This window comes from Prevotella sp. RM4, from assembly GCF_000701965.1.
GTDB lineage: Bacteria > Bacteroidota > Bacteroidia > Bacteroidales > Bacteroidaceae > Prevotella > Prevotella ruminicola.
This window is the reverse complement of record NZ_JNKG01000009.1, coordinates 328672-344668: the sequence shown is the minus strand read 5'-3', so window position 1 is coordinate 344668 and position 15997 is coordinate 328672. Positions and strand designations below refer to the sequence as shown.

General features: G+C 48.1%; 18 protein-coding genes. 10 read left to right on the top strand and 8 right to left on the bottom strand.

Annotated elements, in window-relative coordinates:
• Window positions 1–6: 6 nt before the first annotated feature.
• Window positions 7–2265 carry a glycoside hydrolase family 31 protein gene (locus tag T499_RS0109490; RefSeq protein WP_033150766.1) on the top strand — a complete coding sequence of 753 codons (2259 nt, stop codon included), beginning with the start codon at window positions 7–9 and terminating at the stop codon, window positions 2263–2265.
• Window positions 2266–2268: 3 nt separating this feature from the next.
• On the opposite strand, the gene T499_RS0109485 is transcribed toward T499_RS0109490, so the two are convergent.
• The 6 genes from T499_RS0109485 to rpmH form a co-directional block, all read right to left on the bottom strand.
• Entirely contained in the window at window positions 2269–2949 is a 681-nt protein-coding gene (locus T499_RS0109485; protein ID WP_033150765.1) for a NigD1/NigD2 family lipoprotein, read from the bottom strand.
• Window positions 2946–4088, bottom strand: coding sequence for a hypothetical protein (locus T499_RS0109480; protein WP_033150764.1), 1143 nt, complete (start codon window positions 4086–4088; stop codon window positions 2946–2948). The genes T499_RS0109485 and T499_RS0109480 overlap by 4 nt, the downstream gene beginning before the upstream one ends.
• 3 nt (window positions 4089–4091) lie before the next feature.
• Window positions 4092–5084 (bottom strand): D-alanine--D-alanine ligase, encoded by a 993-nt coding sequence (locus T499_RS0109475; RefSeq protein ID WP_033150763.1) that lies wholly within the window; start codon window positions 5082–5084, stop codon window positions 4092–4094.
• Window positions 5085–5105: 21 nt separating this feature from the next.
• Window positions 5106–6149 (bottom strand): RluA family pseudouridine synthase, encoded by a 1044-nt coding sequence (locus T499_RS0109470; protein WP_013063418.1) that lies wholly within the window; start codon window positions 6147–6149, stop codon window positions 5106–5108.
• Window positions 6146–6796 (bottom strand): PASTA domain-containing protein, encoded by a 651-nt coding sequence (locus tag T499_RS0109465; RefSeq protein ID WP_033150762.1) that lies wholly within the window; start codon window positions 6794–6796, stop codon window positions 6146–6148. The genes T499_RS0109470 and T499_RS0109465 overlap by 4 nt, the downstream gene beginning before the upstream one ends.
• Window positions 6797–6902: 106 nt before the next feature.
• Window positions 6903–7058, bottom strand: a complete 156-nt coding sequence (gene rpmH, locus T499_RS0109460; protein WP_013063965.1) for a 50S ribosomal protein L34 — start codon at window positions 7056–7058, stop codon at window positions 6903–6905.
• 175 nt (window positions 7059–7233) lie between these two features.
• Here rpmH and efp point away from each other — a divergent pair, with 175 nt between their 5' ends.
• From efp to T499_RS0109435, 5 genes are read left to right on the top strand one after another with little or no spacing between them, the layout of a single operon-like run.
• Entirely contained in the window at window positions 7234–7800 is a 567-nt protein-coding gene (gene efp, locus T499_RS0109455; protein ID WP_013064453.1) for an elongation factor P, read from the top strand.
• Window positions 7800–8789 (top strand): glycosyltransferase family 2 protein, encoded by a 990-nt coding sequence (locus T499_RS0109450; protein WP_033150761.1) that lies wholly within the window; start codon window positions 7800–7802, stop codon window positions 8787–8789. The genes efp and T499_RS0109450 overlap by 1 nt, the downstream gene beginning before the upstream one ends.
• Complete coding sequence (gene radC / locus T499_RS0109445) at window positions 8786–9475, top strand: RadC family protein (protein ID WP_033150760.1); 690 nt, start codon at window positions 8786–8788, stop codon at window positions 9473–9475. Before T499_RS0109450 ends, radC begins: the two co-directional genes overlap by 4 nt.
• Window positions 9476–9494: 19 nt before the next feature.
• The gene (locus T499_RS0109440; protein WP_028906660.1) at window positions 9495–9815 is read left to right on the top strand and encodes a metal-sulfur cluster assembly factor; all 321 of its coding nucleotides are present in this window, start codon (window positions 9495–9497) and stop codon (window positions 9813–9815) included.
• A gap of 1 nt (window position 9816) precedes the next feature.
• Complete coding sequence (locus T499_RS0109435; protein WP_028906659.1) at window positions 9817–10581, top strand: UDP-2,3-diacylglucosamine diphosphatase; 765 nt, start codon at window positions 9817–9819, stop codon at window positions 10579–10581.
• A 362-nt stretch (window positions 10582–10943) separates the two neighbouring features.
• Here T499_RS0109435 and T499_RS0109430 read toward each other — a convergent pair whose 3' ends face one another.
• Window positions 10944–11675: a porin family protein gene (locus T499_RS0109430; protein WP_084163054.1), complete on the bottom strand. Its 732-nt coding sequence runs from the start codon at window positions 11673–11675 to the stop codon at window positions 10944–10946.
• 85 nt (window positions 11676–11760) lie between these two features.
• Window positions 11761–12309, bottom strand: a complete 549-nt coding sequence (locus tag T499_RS0109425) for a hypothetical protein (RefSeq protein WP_033150758.1) — start codon at window positions 12307–12309, stop codon at window positions 11761–11763.
• 158 nt (window positions 12310–12467) lie between these two features.
• Here T499_RS0109425 and T499_RS0109420 point away from each other — a divergent pair, with 158 nt between their 5' ends.
• The 4 genes from T499_RS0109420 (at window position 12468) to T499_RS0109405 (ending at window position 15962) form a co-directional block, all read left to right on the top strand.
• Entirely contained in the window at window positions 12468–13490 is a 1023-nt protein-coding gene (locus T499_RS0109420; protein WP_013064435.1) for a sugar kinase, read from the top strand.
• A gap of 70 nt (window positions 13491–13560) precedes the next feature.
• Window positions 13561–14247 carry a hypothetical protein gene (locus T499_RS0109415; protein WP_157054580.1) on the top strand — a complete coding sequence of 229 codons (687 nt, stop codon included), beginning with the start codon at window positions 13561–13563 and terminating at the stop codon, window positions 14245–14247.
• A 6-nt stretch (window positions 14248–14253) separates the two neighbouring features.
• The gene (locus tag T499_RS0109410) at window positions 14254–14793 is read left to right on the top strand and encodes an RNA polymerase sigma factor (protein WP_028906655.1); all 540 of its coding nucleotides are present in this window, start codon (window positions 14254–14256) and stop codon (window positions 14791–14793) included.
• Window positions 14790–15962, top strand: coding sequence for a porin family protein (locus tag T499_RS0109405; RefSeq protein ID WP_033150756.1), 1173 nt, complete (start codon window positions 14790–14792; stop codon window positions 15960–15962). Before T499_RS0109410 ends, T499_RS0109405 begins: the two co-directional genes overlap by 4 nt.
• The last annotated feature ends 35 nt before the right edge of the window (window positions 15963–15997 follow it).

Below are 15997 nucleotides of genomic sequence, written 5' to 3'. Positions count from 1 at the left end.
TTAACAATGAAACGCTTAATATTAATAATGTGTGCTACATGGGGATTACACGCCGCAGCACAGATTCAGACAAACGCAGGTGTACAGTACCTGCAGTGTATGCAAAAAGATATGTCGACAGACTTCTACGACCTGTCGAACACGTACTTTTTTGCAGATTCTTTGGTAAGTTTCGATGCTGCCAAAGGCGAAGGACTGGTACAGTGGAAACGATACCGCATGAGTCCACGACAGGCATTCAACCTGAACGGCTACTGGCCAGTTCGCATGCAGATGCTCGACTTCCCCGATGCGGCATACGACAATGATCCTAACCTGAAACTCAAGATTGAGTTTATCTCACCCCGAACAGCACGCATCCGCATGCTGACATCACCTGTTGAACCAAAGAACAGCGACCAAGAGGATATCATGTTCTGCGATGGGTTTAAAGCCAAAGGCGCTGGAGCGATGTGGGAAACATCGCAGACTGGCGATGCTATTAGCTACAAATCGCAGTATGGCAGCATAGAGATAAAAAAATATCCTTGGCGACTGGTTATTAAGGATGCTAACGGTAAAGTGCTGACACAGACACGCCACCTCATTGATAACGATTCTTCGCAGGTAAAATTGCAACCCTTCTCGTTTATTAAGCGAGGCAGCGACAACAGCCGAAGCATCAACCCCGTACTGACACTCGCCCCTGGCGAACGTATCTATGGTTGTGGTGAGTCGTTCACATCGTTAAACAAAGTGGGACAGAAGGTGCATCTGAGTGTGACCGACCCACAGGGACCTGAGACCGACGGACAGTATAAGCCCGTGCCCTTCTTCTTTTCAAATCGAGGCTACGGTATCTTTATGCACACCTCAGCACCGGTCACCTGCGACTTCGGAGCTTCGTATATTGGAGCCGACCGCTTGTTTATGGCCGATGAGCAGATGGATTTCTTCGTTTTCTTTGGCGAGCCGAAGGATATCCTTTACGAATATACCGAGATTACAGGTAAGTCGCCCCTACCCCCACTGTGGAGTTTCGGCACCTGGATGAGTCGCATCACCTATTTCTCACAAGAAGAAGGCTTGGAGATTGCCCGTCAGCTACGAGCCAACCGCATTCCTGCCGATGTGATACATTTTGATACAGGCTGGTTTGGCACCGACTGGCAGTGCGACTACCAATTTGCCAAAGACCGTTTTAAGGATCCGGTAAAGATGTTGAAGCAGTTAGCAAAGGACGGTTTCCACACCTGCTTATGGCAGCTCCCCTACTTCACCCCCAAAAACCGATTCTTTAATGAGATTATCGACAAAGGCTTACACGTTAAGAACGCTACAGGCGGTATGCCTGTTGAGGATGCCATTCTGGATTTCTCAAACCCCGAAACCGTAAATTGGTATCAGCAAAAGATTGAGGGACTACTGAAACAAGGCGTATCCACCATCAAGTGCGACTTTGGCGAAGCTGCGCCTTACAATGGTTTCTATCATAGCGGCAAGGGCGGACTGTATGAGCACAACCTCTATCCTCTGCGCTACAACAAGGCACTCTGGGAGGTTGTAGAGCGCAATCATCCTGGCGAAGGCATCATCTGGGCCCGTTCGGCATGGGCAGGCAGTCAGCGCTATGCCCTGCACTGGGGTGGCGATGCCGCCACTACCAACACCGGCATGCTTGGCGACTTGCGAGGTGGACTGAGTTTTGGACTGAGTGGTTTCTCGTTCTGGAGTCATGATATGGGCGGTTTCGTCACAGCATCGCCCGAGGATATCTATCGTCGTTGGCTGCCATTCGGATTCCTGAGCAGTCACACCCGTGCCCATGGCGCCCCTCCCACAGAGCCTTGGCTCATCTCCGAATCGTTTACCAATGCTTTCCGTGCTTGTGCCGAAATGAAGTATAAACTGATGCCATACGTCTGGGAGCAGGCCAAGGAGTGTTCACAGCTCGGACTGCCCATGGTACGTGCCCTACTGGTAGAATTCCCACACGATCAGGGTGCCTGGTATGTAGAAGATGAGTATATGTTCGGCTCAAAGATGCTGGTGGCTCCACTGTTGGAGAGTGGCAACAGTCGCAATGTGTACCTGCCTAAAGGCAAGTGGATTGACTATCAGACAGGTAAGGTTTATGAGGGCGGCTACCAGACCATCGAGGCTGGCGAGATACCTTGTATCATCCTGGTAAAAGACGGCAGCGTGATACCACACGCCCCACTAGCCCAGCGCACCGACCAGATTAACTGGAATGCGATAGAGAACAAGGAGTATAAAGCCAATTAATCATTAACGGATACGGTGCTTGGCAATAACCTCACCGTCGTACGAGTTGATGCTGATTCTGACCGAGTCGGCATCAATTCTATTTGTAGGGATACTGAGATATACCTTGGTAGAGTAATACTCAGGCACGTTACCTTGGTCGTGATACAGAATAAGATGACGTATCTGCTTGCCATCAGCATGTTTAACCAGTGTATCGCTGATAATCGCTAAGCTCTGAGCGGCGGTAGAATCATCGGTAACACCCGTCTTCAGTTGCAGACTCAGGTTCAGATACTTTCCCGTTTTACTCATCCAGGTGCTTTCAAACTTCACGGGGTCGGTCAATAAGGGTTTATTGAGATCTTTTAAGAGCGTGATCGAAGCACATGGCACCTGGCCCATCGAAACCACCTCGGCCTGATTATCCACCTTATTATAATATAGCATACAGCGATAGGTGGTATCGGCCTTGCTGACCCACTTGGCAGTATAAGGTGCTGTGAGCGACAATTCGTCGCCATCATCGGTAACAATCTTTGTTACCTGCTGGTTGCTGTTCACCACAGCCTCAGCAAAGTCGCCTCGCAACAAAGAGTACTTCCCCTCGCCCTTATCGTAAACATCCTGAGAGCACGACGAGATGATAGTTGACAGTTGACAGTTGACAGTTATGATTACTATCAGTCTAAAAAGTTTCTTCATTGGGCGGCCATTAAGTTGCGTACTGGGTTGGCATACATGGTGAGCATGCGTTCACGGAGGAATGCCTCGTCCTTATTGGGCAGATTGATCTTGGCCATCTGACCAGCTAAGTACTGATTGAAACGCTTCACATCAGCCTCGGTATAATGGGCTGCATTGGCCTGATTGCCATTCAACTCATCCAGGGCGATGTAGTTGCAGGGGTAAAGCTCGTAACCACGATGTATCTCGCGGTCCATACGTTCAGCAACTGCCTTGAACCACTCTGTCTTAGGCAACTCCGAGAGGTCGTCGATCCAGGTATTGATAGGGGCTGCAGGACGATAAACCACACGTCCCTTATAGCCGAAGATACCCGTCTTCATATTGTCGAGATCGTCCTGACGTGATTTCTTGAAGGCAGGATTATCACGTTTCTGCTGGAACTCCTGCGCTTTCAGATAGTCGCAAGGGTCAAACTCGTAGCTGATGGTGAGGGGCACGATGTTCAGCTCCTTCAGGTCGCCACCCATCGCCAGCATCTTAAGCACAGCATCCTGGGTATGGTCGCTCGAATCCTTGGCTCTACCCTCGCGCTGGGCAATCCAGATATTCTCCTTTTTCTGGGTTACGGCATAGTGGATATAACGACTCATGAGCTGCGAGGCCGCCAACGTTTCGCGCAGCGATAAGCCACGACGCACGGTAAAGGCCTTGTTCATACGCACCAGTCGTTTTATCCAAGGATAGATAAGCAGATTATCGCCAATACCTATCTCAACGGTAGTGGGATAACCTGCTTCAACCAGCTTTACATCCAAGAATGCCGAATCGAGCACGATATCGCGGTGGTTCGACACAAATGTGTATCGCTGACTCTTATCGTAAGCTGCAATCGAAGAATCCAGGAACGAGCATCCGTCGGTATGTTTGCGGATGATGTAGTTAACCACCGGTTTCATGAAACGCTTCTGGAAATCGAGTGGTGTTTTGATACCAGTAAATGCCAGGCGCAACAAGGCGTTACGCATCGATTTAGGCAACCAAGGGGTAAAACCCTTCAGTATCATCTGGAACTGTCTGTCGTTGAGCAAGTCGTCGAACGCCTGCTTCATCTCTCCCGCCTCGTAAGGTCGGATCTCGTCGAACTCTTCTCTCATATATTAATCAAACTGATTCTCAACAATCTCTGTCAGCACATCGGTCATCGAGAGACCAGCTGCACGTACCTGCTGAGGGATAAAGCTGGTAGCTGTCATACCTGGTGTGGTATTAACCTCGAGCATCGAGATGCTACCCTCCTTCGAAATGATAAAGTCGATACGGATGATGCCATTACAATGCAGGATATCATAGATATGCGAGGTAATCTGACGTACGCGCTCTGTTACATCCTCGGGCAAACGGGCTGGAGTAATCTCCTGTACCTGTCCGTTGTACTTGGCATCGTAATCAAAGAACTCGTTGCTGGTAACCACCTCGGTGGCAGGCAGAACCACTGCCTTCTCCTTGGTCTTATAAACACCGATAGAGATCTCGGTACCTTCGAGGAAGCTCTCGACCATAATCTCAGGACTCTCCAACATCGCCTTACGGATGGCAGGAGCCAGCATATCCTTCTCTTTAACCTTCGACACGCCGAACGACGAACCGTCGGCAGCAGGCTTTACAAAGCATGGCATACCGATACGCTCCTCGATCTCGTCGTCGCTTACCAATTCCTCGTAGCCCTTGCGAATCAGCAACGAGTCTGCCACTTTAACACCATAGCCACGCAGATACTGGTTCAGCACGAACTTATCAAAAGTCATAGCCTCGACCAATACGCCACTGGTGCTGTAAGGCAGACCAATCAGGTCGAAATAGCCCTGCAACAGACCGTTCTCGCCTGGGGTGCCATGAATGGTGATATAAGCATAGTCGAAAACCTTGGCCTCGCCGTTTTCCATAAACGAGAAGTCGTTTCGGTCAATCTTAGCTGTAGTTCCATCTGGCAGCTCCACGTGCCAGTCCTGTCCTTTGATATCTACGATATACACATCGTAGCGTTCCTTATCAAAAAATGAATAAAGTCCCTGTGCCGAGCGCAGAGAAACGTCGTGTTCTGATGAGTCGCCACCACATACGATGGCAATCGTTCTCTTTAAGTTCTTCATTGTATCTTATGTTTTTACTTCTTATTCTTTTGCCTTTATATACTTTCTCCACTTATCAATCAGAGCCGCCATATCAGCGGGCCACTCCGATGTAAAGTCCATCTGCTTTCCCGTGGTGGGGTGTACAAAACCTAAGGTCTTAGCATGCAGCACCTGACGCGGACAGAGCTTAAAGCAGTTCTGGATATAAGCCTTGTAGCTGGCAGTGCGCTCGCCACGCAGCAGTTCGGTACCGCCATAGCGCTCATCGGCAAACAACGGGTGTCCGATATGTTTCATGTGAGCACGTATCTGATGGGTACGACCTGTTTCGAGGATACACTCCACCAGTGTTACATAGCCATAACGTTCCATCACCTTGTAATGGGTTACGGCTGGTTTTCCTATCTCTGAATCGGGTGGGAACACCTCCATACGCAGACGGTCCTTGGGATCGCGACCGATATTTCCTTCGATACGACCTTCGTCCTCCACAAAGTTTCCCCACACCAAGGCATTATAACTGCGGTGAGTGGTTTTGTTAAAGAACTGTTTTCCTAATGATGTCTTGGCATCGGGTGTTTTGGCTACTACCAACAGGCCACTGGTATCCTTATCGATACGATGCACCAGGCCCACTTCCGGGTCGTTAGGATCGTAGCTGGCCAAATCCTTCAGATGCCAGGCTATTGCATTTACCAAGGTGCCGTTAAAGTTTCCACATCCAGGGTGAACCACCATGCCGGCAGGCTTGTTAATCACCATCAGGTCGGCATCCTCGTAAACCACTTCTAATGGGATATCTTCGGGTTCAATTGTGGTATCGTAATGCGGACGATCGAGCATCAATGTGATGATATCGCCCGGGCGTACCTTATAGTTACTTTTTACAGGCTTTTCGTTTACATGTATAAAACCTGCATCGGCAGCCTGCTGGATACGGTTACGACTGGAGTGTGGCTGATGTTCAACCAGGTACTTATCAATACGTATAGGCACCTGTCCTTTATCAACCTCCATACGAAAGTGTTCGTATAGCAAGTCTTCTTGCTCCTGCTCTTCGATATCGATGGTTTCGTTTGTCATTCTGTTACCTCCTCAAAATCATCCACTTCGCCGTTACCGCTCTGCATCATAGCATCGTCGCCGCCAATCACGTTCAGCTCCTCATCGGCACCATACTGTCCGCTACCTACCAGCAGCGTCAGGGGCTGTTCGATGGATATACGTTCGCCTGTAGAAACCTTACGACCATTGCACGACACACCGTAAACCCAATCCTTCTCGCCTGTTACATACTGTGGCGGAAGAACTTTAAATCCCAATGATATCAGCTTAGCCTCGGCCTCGCGGTAGCTGCAGTTATCCACTACATCGGGGATAGCCACCGATGGTGAGTTCGACGAGTTGATGGTTACATAAATGGTATGCCCCGACTTAACGGTCAGTCCAGCACCAGGGCTCTGCGTCAATACGCAATCGGCAGGCAAGCGTTTGTTGTAACCCGAATCGGTTACCACAATCTCCAGTCCGCACTCTTCCATCATTTCGCGAGCCTTAGTGATGCGCATACCCTCGATATTCGGCACTCTGATACTTTCGCCATGGTGGGTGTACCAGTCAAGTCCGTAGTTCACACCTACAACCAGCAGGATGACCACGAGTGCCATCGCTATCAGGTTCCAAAACAGGAACTTACTACAGAACTTGCCGAAGAATTCTTTTGTTTTCATCTTAACTTTACTTATTAGGTTGCAAAGTTATATAAAAAAACAGAAAGAAGCAAAGATTTCACTCTACTTCTTTCTATTTTAACTCATTTTCTAAGTTCCTCTCGGATTACTTTCCGTGATTCTCGTCAGAAACTGTCAACTTCTTGCGGCCCTTAGCGCGACGAGCAGCCAGTACTCGACGACCGTTCTTGGTGGCCATTCTCTCACGGAAGCCGTGCTTGTTTACGCGACGGCGATTGTGTGGCTGAAATGTTCTCTTCATTGTGATATACTTATTTAATTTTGTTATTTATTTACCGATTTGGGGTGCAAAAGTACTCATTTCTTTTGAATTACGCAAATTTTATACGATTTTTAGCTAAACTTTTTATGTTTTTTTCCAAAAAAGCAGTACCTTTGCACCCGAAAACGATATAAAAGTAATATTTTAAAGGTTTATGATTAATTCACAGGACATTAAAAAGGGCACCGCCATTCGCATGGACGGTGGCATCTGGGTGTGTATCGATTTCCAGCACCGCAAGCCAGGTAAGGGTAACACCATCATGATTATCAAAGTTAAGAACGTTTCAGACGGTCGCGTACTGGAGCGTCGCTTCAACATCGGTGAGAAGCTCGAGGATGTGATTATCGAGCGTCGTCCTTACCAGTATCTCTATGAGGACCAGTCTGGTCGTATCTTCATGAATCAGGAGACATTCGAGCAGATCCCCATCGACAACGAGCTCGTAATCGGTCATGAGTACATGAAGGAGAGCGACATCGTGGAGGTTGTTTCTGACACTACCGATGGTACTATCCTTTACGCTGAGATGCCAGTTAAGACCGTTCTCCGCGTTACTCACTCTGAGCCTGGTGTTAAGGGCGACACTGCTACCAACACTCTGAAGCCTGCTACTCTGGAGACTGGTGTTGAGATTCGTGTTCCTCTGTTCATCAACGAGGGCGACCTGATTCAGGTTGACACTCGCGACGGTTCTTACCTGCAGCGTGTAAAGGAATAATGAGATACTCGATCATCGTTCCCGTCTACAATCGTCCCGACGAGGTAGACGAACTGTTACAGAGCCTCTGTGAACAAACCGTTAAGGATTTTGAGGTTCTGATAGTAGAGGACGGATCAGTAAAACCATGCAAGGATGTTTGCGATAAATACGCAAGCATCCTTGATTTGCATTATTACGCCAAGGAGAACAGCGGCCCCGGTCAGAGTCGCAACTATGGTGCCGAACGTGCTAACGGTGAGTATGTTATCATCTTAGACAGCGATGTGGTACTGCCCGCAAGCTATCTTCAAGCAGTCGAGGATGAGCTCAAACAGAACCCATGCGAAGCTTTCGGAGGTCCCGACGCCACGCACCCATCGTTCACCCCGATACAAAAGGCCATCAGCTACTCGATGACATCCTTTTTTACCACAGGTGGTATCCGCGGTGGAAAGGCTAAGCTTGATAAGTTCTATCCCCGTTCGTTCAACATGGGCATCCGTCGCGATATGTATCTTCAGTTGGGCGGCTTTACCAAGATGCGTTTTGGCGAGGATATCGACTTCTCATACCGTATCGTCGAGGCAGGTTATATGCCACGTCTCTTCCCCGAGGCCTGGGTATGGCACAAGCGTCGCACCGATTTCCGCAAGTTCTTCCGTCAGGTGTACAACAGCGGTATCGCCCGCATCAATCTCGAAAAGCGCCACCCCGGCACTATGAAGTTAGTGCATCTGCTACCAACCGTGTTCACCTTGGGTGTCATCGGTTTGCTGCTCATTACGCTTTTCTGGCCATTCGCGTGCGTACCTATTATATTATATAGCCTATTGCTCTGTATCGACTCAAGCCTTAGAAACAAGAGTTTGTGGGTAGGATTGCTCAGCATCCCCGCCGCCTTTGTACAGCTGATGGGCTATGGTTTCGGCTTCATCGAGTCGTGGTGGAAACGCTGCGTACTGAAGCAAGATGAGTTTACCGCATTCGAAAAAAACTTCTACAAATGACCGAGAAGTTGAACATTAATCAGTGGGCCGAAGAGGATCGTCCTCGCGAAAAGATGGCTACGCAGGGTGCCGAGGCACTGAGCAGCGCAGAGCTATTGGCCATACTGATTGGTTCGGGTTCAACCAAAGAGAGCGCCGTAGATTTAATGAAGCGCATCCTGGCCGACTGCAACAACAGTCTGAACACCTTAGGCAAGAAATCCATTCACGACCTGTGCCAGTATAATGGCGTGGGCGAGGCCAAGGCCATCACCATCCTGGCAGCCTGCGAACTGGGCAAGCGCCGACAGATGGAAACACCCGAGGAGCGTCCCGACTTAGGCACAGCCACTCGTATCTACAACCACATGCACCCAGTGATGCAGGATTTGGATGTAGAGGAGTTCTGGGTACTGCTGCTAAACCAGCAATACCGATTGATAAAAAAACTGCGTATTGCCCGTGGCGGCATTACCGCAACAGCAGTAGATATTCGCCTCATCATCCGCGAGGCAGTACTCTGCAACGCCACACAGCTGGTGGCATGCCACAACCACCCATCGGGTGGCATCACACCTAGCAAACAAGACGACCAGTTAACCATCAGCATCATGAATGCCTGTAAACTGATGGACATCCACTTTGCCGATCACGTCATCGTTACCGATGGCCACTACTACAGCTACCACGAACAAGGAAAATGCTAACAAACATACATATACAGTTATGACACAGGAAGAGAAGACACAGATAGAAGAGCGGATTGTAGATGTACTGAAGACCGTTTACGATCCAGAGATTCCCGTCAACATCTACGACCTGGGAATGATTTACAAGATAGATGTACAGGACGATAGTTCTGTTGAGTTGGACATGACCTTTACAGCCCCCAACTGCCCTGCTGCAGATTTTATCCTTGAGGATGTCCGCACCAAGGTAGAAAGTGTGGATGGCGTAAAGGGAGCCAATGTTAATCTCGTGTTCGAACCCGCTTGGGATCAGAGTATGATGAGCGAAGAAGCGAGAGTTGAACTTGGATTCGATTAATATGAAGAACGTATATTTCCTTTCCGATGCCCACTTGGGCTCGTTAGCCATTCCGCACCAGCGCATGCAGGAACGCCGACTGGTTCGCTTTCTCGATAGCATCAAGGAGAAGGCGGCTGCCATCTACCTGCTGGGCGACATGTTCGACTTCTGGTACGAATATAAATATGTAGTACCCAAGGGCTATACCCGTTTCCTTGGAAAAATCTCGGAGCTCACCGACATGGGTGTCGAGGTGCATTACTTTACCGGCAACCACGACATCTGGGCCTACGAGTATCTGGAAAAGGAGTGCGGGGTGATTCTGCATAAGAAACCTGAGACCACGGAGATATACGGAAAGATGTTCTTCCTGGCGCATGGCGACGGACTGGGCGATCCTGATAAGAAGTTCAAACTTATCAAGAGTATCTTCCACAACAAGGCTTGTCAGTGGGCCTTCTCGTCATTACATCCCCGTTGGGGCATGTGGTTTGGATTGAACTGGGCCAAGCACAGCCGCATGAAGCGTCCTAACGGCGAAGAGCCTGCCTATATGGGCGAGAACCGCGAGCATCTGGTACTGTTTACCAAAAAGTACATCCAGTACCACTCTAACGTAGATTATTTCATCTACGGTCATCGTCACATCGAAGTAGATCTGCAGCTCACCAAGAAAGCCCGCATGATTATCTTAGGCGACTGGATCAGTCAGTTCTCCTATGTAATGTTTGATGGCGAACACCTGCTCCTTTCGCAATACATCGAAGGCGAAAGCCGCCCATGAAAAAGCACTTCACTGCAAATTATTCGTATTTTTAACGTCATAACGTCATATTCATTATAACCATCTGACTTTTAGTTGGTTATATATGACGTTATGATGTCATATTAAAACACATGATGTCATACAAGGTACATCACTGCATAAAAGAACCTATGTTTTCAACATGTTTCATCAGTAGAAACAAAGTGTTTCGCCCTGAGAAACAAAGTGTTTCTCCAGATGAAACACTTTATACAACCTATCTCAATGTCATATAACAGCCCCAATATGACGTTAAAGAATTTAATATCATATAATATCATCATCTGTAATTTACTATCTTACAGATGTTTACATCAGATATGACGTTATGACATCAAAAATCAGAATTGATACGCCAAAGAGACACCTGCGCTTATATTCTTGGGACCACCACCGGTTAGGAGTAATGTAGTGATGTTGGCAAGCGAACTTCCGATAAATCCGGGTTCGCTGATGCGCTTTAATCCATACGACACTTCAGCACCGATGATGAAATGATGGAAAGTTAAGTCGACACCACCGATACACCCAACGTCCCAATGGTTGAATTTAGGATATCCCGTACGGCGATTATCTTTATCATAAGCTGCACCATGGAAATCGCAGGGGGCACTAAAGTGGTTTTCGCTGAAGGTTTCCTCATAATCCGTATTCAGGATGTGCATACGGGTTTTAGCTTGTAGACCGTAAGCCACATAAGCACCAGTTTTGAAAGTAATGAAACATTGATTGGCTAATCGCAAACGGGCAGCAACCGTCACTGGAAGTTTCAGATAGTCGAGTCGCGTACTAAAATGTGCCTTCATAATCTGCTCGCTACCATAATATCCATCAAACTGCCAGCCATTACGCACAAATCGTAATTCTGGTTGCAATCTAAATACACCGTTTTTCGACAAAACAATATCAGCGCCACCACCAACATGGAAACCTGTACGTTCGTTGATATTAGACACACCACCCATCAGGCATGTAACACCACCACCTACCCGGGCCTGCCAGTTTACATCTTGAGCTTTTGTTGTGATAGCCGATGCGAATACCATCGCTATCAAGATTGTCTTTAGTTTCATTTCAATGCTTTTAAAAAACTTCTTTACTCATTAAACGACTAAGAAGTAAAAATACTGCATCAAAATATGTTAAAGAGTATCGTGGTCACTTCTGGGGTGCCTTTAGGGCATCCCATTTGGCTTCATACTCCTGCTCTTTCTGGCGTACTACTTTCAGGGCCCTCTTTCTACGCTGTTTAGCCTCAATCTTTGGGGCCACGGTCTTTTCGAATAGCCAGCCTAACATGGCTAACACATTGGGACCAGCTGGTACCACTTGTGGCAGTGGCACTTCCTTAGGGATTGCAGGACGCATGATGTTGGCCATCATCTGTTTGCTACGGTCGGTTCCATACACCACTACCTCGTCGATGGCATGCAAGGTTGGTATCAAGTAAATGGTATCGTTCTTCAGTTCATCGTGCAGCACATAACGGTGCTGGAACTTGGGATGACTCAGGGTGATACGCTTAAAGCTGTCGGGCACCTCAATCTCGCCATTCCATGGGGTAACAATCTCATCGCCATTATCAACACGAACCTTGATATCACGCTGCGGCGCTTTCGACTCTAAACTGGCCACCACCAGTTTGCGCTGAGCAAACACCTCAGAACCCCACAACATTAACCATATGATCAGATACAGTTTCATCATTTAGTCTTTTCAATACGGGTGCAAATGTAATACTTTTCTGCATATCTTTTCAAAATGAAATATTATATTATCTTACAGATATAAAAATTAATGTAACATTAAGTCTTTTTGAATTAAAATATGTATCTTTGCAGCGAAGTTATCAGATAATGACCAACATGAACAGAAAGAAGATAGTAACGTTTGGCGAGCTGTTGCTCAGGTTTTCGAAGCCCGGACAACTGCGACTGACTCAGGGCGACCTGTTTACCAGTAAGTATGGTGGTAGCGAGGCTAATGTGGCCGTATCGTTGGCTACCCAGGGCGAAGATGTAACCTATATTACCCGACTGCCTGATACGCCAGTAGGTCATGCAGGAGCCATGAGCTTAGCAGAGCTTGGTGTGGATACCAGCCGTGTGCTTTATGGCGGACAGCGTATTGGTACCTATTACTTTGAGCCTGCTGCCGGCATGCGTGCTGCCAAGGTGATTTACGACCGTAATGGCTCGGCTTATTCCGATCTGAAACCAGGCATGATTCCCTGGCGCGAGATACTGAAGGATTGCAACTACTTCCATGTATCGGGTATCACGGCAGCCATCTCGCAACAGGCTGCTGATGCCACCTTCGAGGCACTCGACGTGGCCGATGAGTTGGGGATTACTGTATGCTTCGATATCAACTACCGCAAGAACCTTTGGAAGTATGAGGGCGCTGAGCCTAGAAAGACATTGAGTCGCATGCTGTCGCGTTGCGATATGATGTTTGGCGATGCCATCGAGTTCGACTGGCTGTCGCAGCATCCACAGCCACCATTCACGGCTACCGACTCTAACTTCGAGATGCAGATGAAAGAGTATGGAGAGTGGTTCGACGAGTTGCATGCTGCCTACCCCCGAGTAAAACACTGGATGATGGGTATGCGCAATATCGTAAGTTCGAACCATCACACCCTTACAGCCCTGCTTTATACCGACAATAAACTGTTGCAGGCACCTATCATGGATATCCCTGATGTGGTGGAGCCAGTTGGTGTGGGCGATGCTTTTATGGGTGGTTGGCTGCATGCCATCAGTCTGTTCCCTAACGACATGCAGAAGCAGTTGAATTACTCGTTAGCTGCCGCAGCCCTCAAGAACACCATCCCGGGCGATTTCAACCTCTCAACCGAGGAAGAGATTCTTGATGTGAAAATTTAACATTTCTTGATGCAGTATTTGGCCTTCTTCATCGTTTAATGGATAAAGAAGCAATAAAACGTATATAAATATGAAACGAATATTTCCATTATTTATAGTATTAGTAACGCTGCTATCATGCAGCCCTGGCAGCGATATGCTTGAAACAGGTGACCCACATCTCGACCCTTCTGACCAACCATCCCTCGATTACACTTTCAAAGGTGTATGGATGGTTGACAACGTGAAAGGCAACGAGACTTATATACGTACTGTATTAGGCTTTAAAGGCGAAAACTACGTAGCTTGCGCGGATTATCCTTACGCAGCTATCATGGAGAAATTCCTGCCTGAGGTAAAGGTGGCCAAACTTTCGGCTGAAGCACCCTATGGCAACACACCAACACCCGAAGAAGAGCTTTGGATGCAGACCCTGATTGACTATCGAAACGGAAGTTGCCTGGAGTCGACCCTCGCCGTTCCTTATCGCATTATCGGCATATCAGATCTATCGTTCTATCTGGAGATGATGCCCAGCGAAACATATAGCACCATATACCTGCCATTTGTTGTAACCAAGGATGACGGCACGCTGATGGCAGTAGTGTTGACGATAGCACCTACCGAATCTACCGCTTTGCTTGATCGTAGTGGCGCATCGTTCACAAACATACTAACAGTAACGCAGATAGAAACCATCATCGACGGGCAGAAGGAAATTCAAACGCTCAATCCCACGATGCAGCTCAAGTTCACCAGTATCGAAAGAGTTAAGTAAAAAGAAGTGGAGAACGAACAGCAACTGCTATCAGCCATCAACCAAGGCGATCGTGCTGCCATGAGGCAACTCTACGAGCGCTACAAGGGCTATGCCATGTCAATCGGACTAAGGTATATACCCGAAGTGAGCGACGTGGAAGACGTGGTGCAGGACAGCTTTGTGACCATCCTTACCTCTATCGGCAAGTTCGATTACCGAGGTGAGGGTTCGCTGAAAGGCTGGATAGGCAGGATTGTTGCTAATAAGGCCTTTGATTTTGTGAAACATCATGAGCGCATGACGTTTACCGATGTCATCCCTGATACACAGGACGAAGAGCCAGAGATAGAACGGATACCGCCCAATGTACTGACGGCAATGATTGCCAAGCTACCTACAGGCTACAGAATGGTACTAAACCTGTATGTGTTCGAGCATTGCTCGCATCGCGAAATAGCCAATAAGTTAGGTATCAAAGAGAGTTCATCCTCCTCACAGCTGTCGAGAGCGCGACAGATACTCACCCAAATGATAACAGATTACATCAAACGACACGAGATATGAAGCAAGAAGAATGGGCCGAAAGGCTTAACAACCACCTGAAGGACTACCACCAGGAGCCAACACGCGACTTGTGGGAGGGCATTGAGGCTTCGCTCGATAAGCAGGCTAAAGGTCAGACGCGCCACATAGCTCTGCGTCGTTGGATGATGGCAGCTGCTATCATCGGTGTGCTGTTTGGTGGTGCCTATCTGATGTGGAACAACGAGCCCGTACAGCCACAAGTGGCACAGGTTAAGGCTACCAATCATGCCGATAAGGAAGAAGCGCCCGTAGCCACCCAAGCTGATATCACCCCAGATGCAGCAGTAAAGGCTCCAGAGAAACTAGTTGCTCAGGTAGTAACAGCAGCAGAAGCAGTTACACAGATAGCAGAAACAGCTATGCAAACAGAAAGCGAAGTTCCTGAACCTACAGAGAAGGCCACACAGCCCGATGAAACGGCTAACAAGCCCAAGGAAGATACACCAAGCCCACAGGTACATCCCCTACTGTCAGCAGAGCCTAAAGCATATTCTCATGCGAAGCATCATCAGCAAAAGCCGAGGCGCCTTACCATGGGCCTGTTTGCTCAGGGTAACACCAACGATATGAACAACAAGAATGCGGTGATAATGAACCCGCAGTTGATGCATCGCGTGGCTGCAACGCGTGCTTTTCTAGCAGATTACGAAGAGCAAGAGAGTCACAACCAGCCCATATCGTTCGGTCTTTCTGTTGGATATCCACTCAATAGCTGGTTGTCGCTCAGTTCGGGTTTGGTTTATACCAAGTTGAATTCAACCTTTACCACCCTGATGCCCAACCATGAGATACAGCGCCATCAGAAGCTCCACTACATAGGCGTGCCCCTGAACCTGCAGACCCACCTGTTGCAATGGCATGGCATCAGTCTTTATCTTACTGCAGGCGCCCAAGCCGACTGGAATATCAAGGCCGAATCGAATACCGATGGGGTGAATCAGGTGATGGACAAGGATCGCATGCAATGGTCGATAGGTGGCAGTTTGGGATTGGCCTACCATATCATCCCTCAGCTGAGTTTGTATGCCGAGCCTGGCATTCGGCACTATATAGATAATGGTAGTACTATCAATAATTATTTTAAAGATAAACCTACAAGTTTCAATCTACAGTTGGGACTCAGATTCGACTTTAACTCACCAAAATGAAGAAACTATTATTACTCTCACTACTTACCCTCTCT

Bases quoted from the DNA above. Each gene is read 5' to 3' on its own strand.
- T499_RS0109490 (WP_033150766.1), top strand. From the start codon at position 7: ATGAAACGCTTAATATTAATAATGTGTGCTACATGGGGATTACACGCC.
- T499_RS0109485 (WP_033150765.1), bottom strand. From the start codon at position 2,949: ATGAAGAAACTTTTTAGACTGATAGTAATCATAACTGTCAACTGTCAA.
- T499_RS0109480 (WP_033150764.1), bottom strand. From the start codon at position 4,088: ATGAGAGAAGAGTTCGACGAGATCCGACCTTACGAGGCGGGAGAGATG.
- T499_RS0109475 (WP_033150763.1), bottom strand. From the start codon at position 5,084: ATGAAGAACTTAAAGAGAACGATTGCCATCGTATGTGGTGGCGACTCA.
- T499_RS0109470 (WP_013063418.1), bottom strand. From the start codon at position 6,149: ATGACAAACGAAACCATCGATATCGAAGAGCAGGAGCAAGAAGACTTG.
- T499_RS0109465 (WP_033150762.1), bottom strand. From the start codon at position 6,796: ATGAAAACAAAAGAATTCTTCGGCAAGTTCTGTAGTAAGTTCCTGTTT.
- rpmH (WP_013063965.1), bottom strand. From the start codon at position 7,058: ATGAAGAGAACATTTCAGCCACACAATCGCCGTCGCGTAAACAAGCAC.
- efp (WP_013064453.1), top strand. From the start codon at position 7,234: ATGATTAATTCACAGGACATTAAAAAGGGCACCGCCATTCGCATGGAC.
- T499_RS0109450 (WP_033150761.1), top strand. From the start codon at position 7,800: ATGAGATACTCGATCATCGTTCCCGTCTACAATCGTCCCGACGAGGTA.
- radC (WP_033150760.1), top strand. From the start codon at position 8,786: ATGACCGAGAAGTTGAACATTAATCAGTGGGCCGAAGAGGATCGTCCT.
- T499_RS0109440 (WP_028906660.1), top strand. From the start codon at position 9,495: ATGACACAGGAAGAGAAGACACAGATAGAAGAGCGGATTGTAGATGTA.
- T499_RS0109435 (WP_028906659.1), top strand. From the start codon at position 9,817: ATGAAGAACGTATATTTCCTTTCCGATGCCCACTTGGGCTCGTTAGCC.
- T499_RS0109430 (WP_084163054.1), bottom strand. From the start codon at position 11,675: ATGAAACTAAAGACAATCTTGATAGCGATGGTATTCGCATCGGCTATC.
- T499_RS0109425 (WP_033150758.1), bottom strand. From the start codon at position 12,309: ATGATGAAACTGTATCTGATCATATGGTTAATGTTGTGGGGTTCTGAG.
- T499_RS0109420 (WP_013064435.1), top strand. From the start codon at position 12,468: ATGAACAGAAAGAAGATAGTAACGTTTGGCGAGCTGTTGCTCAGGTTT.
- T499_RS0109415 (WP_157054580.1), top strand. From the start codon at position 13,561: ATGAAACGAATATTTCCATTATTTATAGTATTAGTAACGCTGCTATCA.
- T499_RS0109405 (WP_033150756.1), top strand. From the start codon at position 14,790: ATGAAGCAAGAAGAATGGGCCGAAAGGCTTAACAACCACCTGAAGGAC.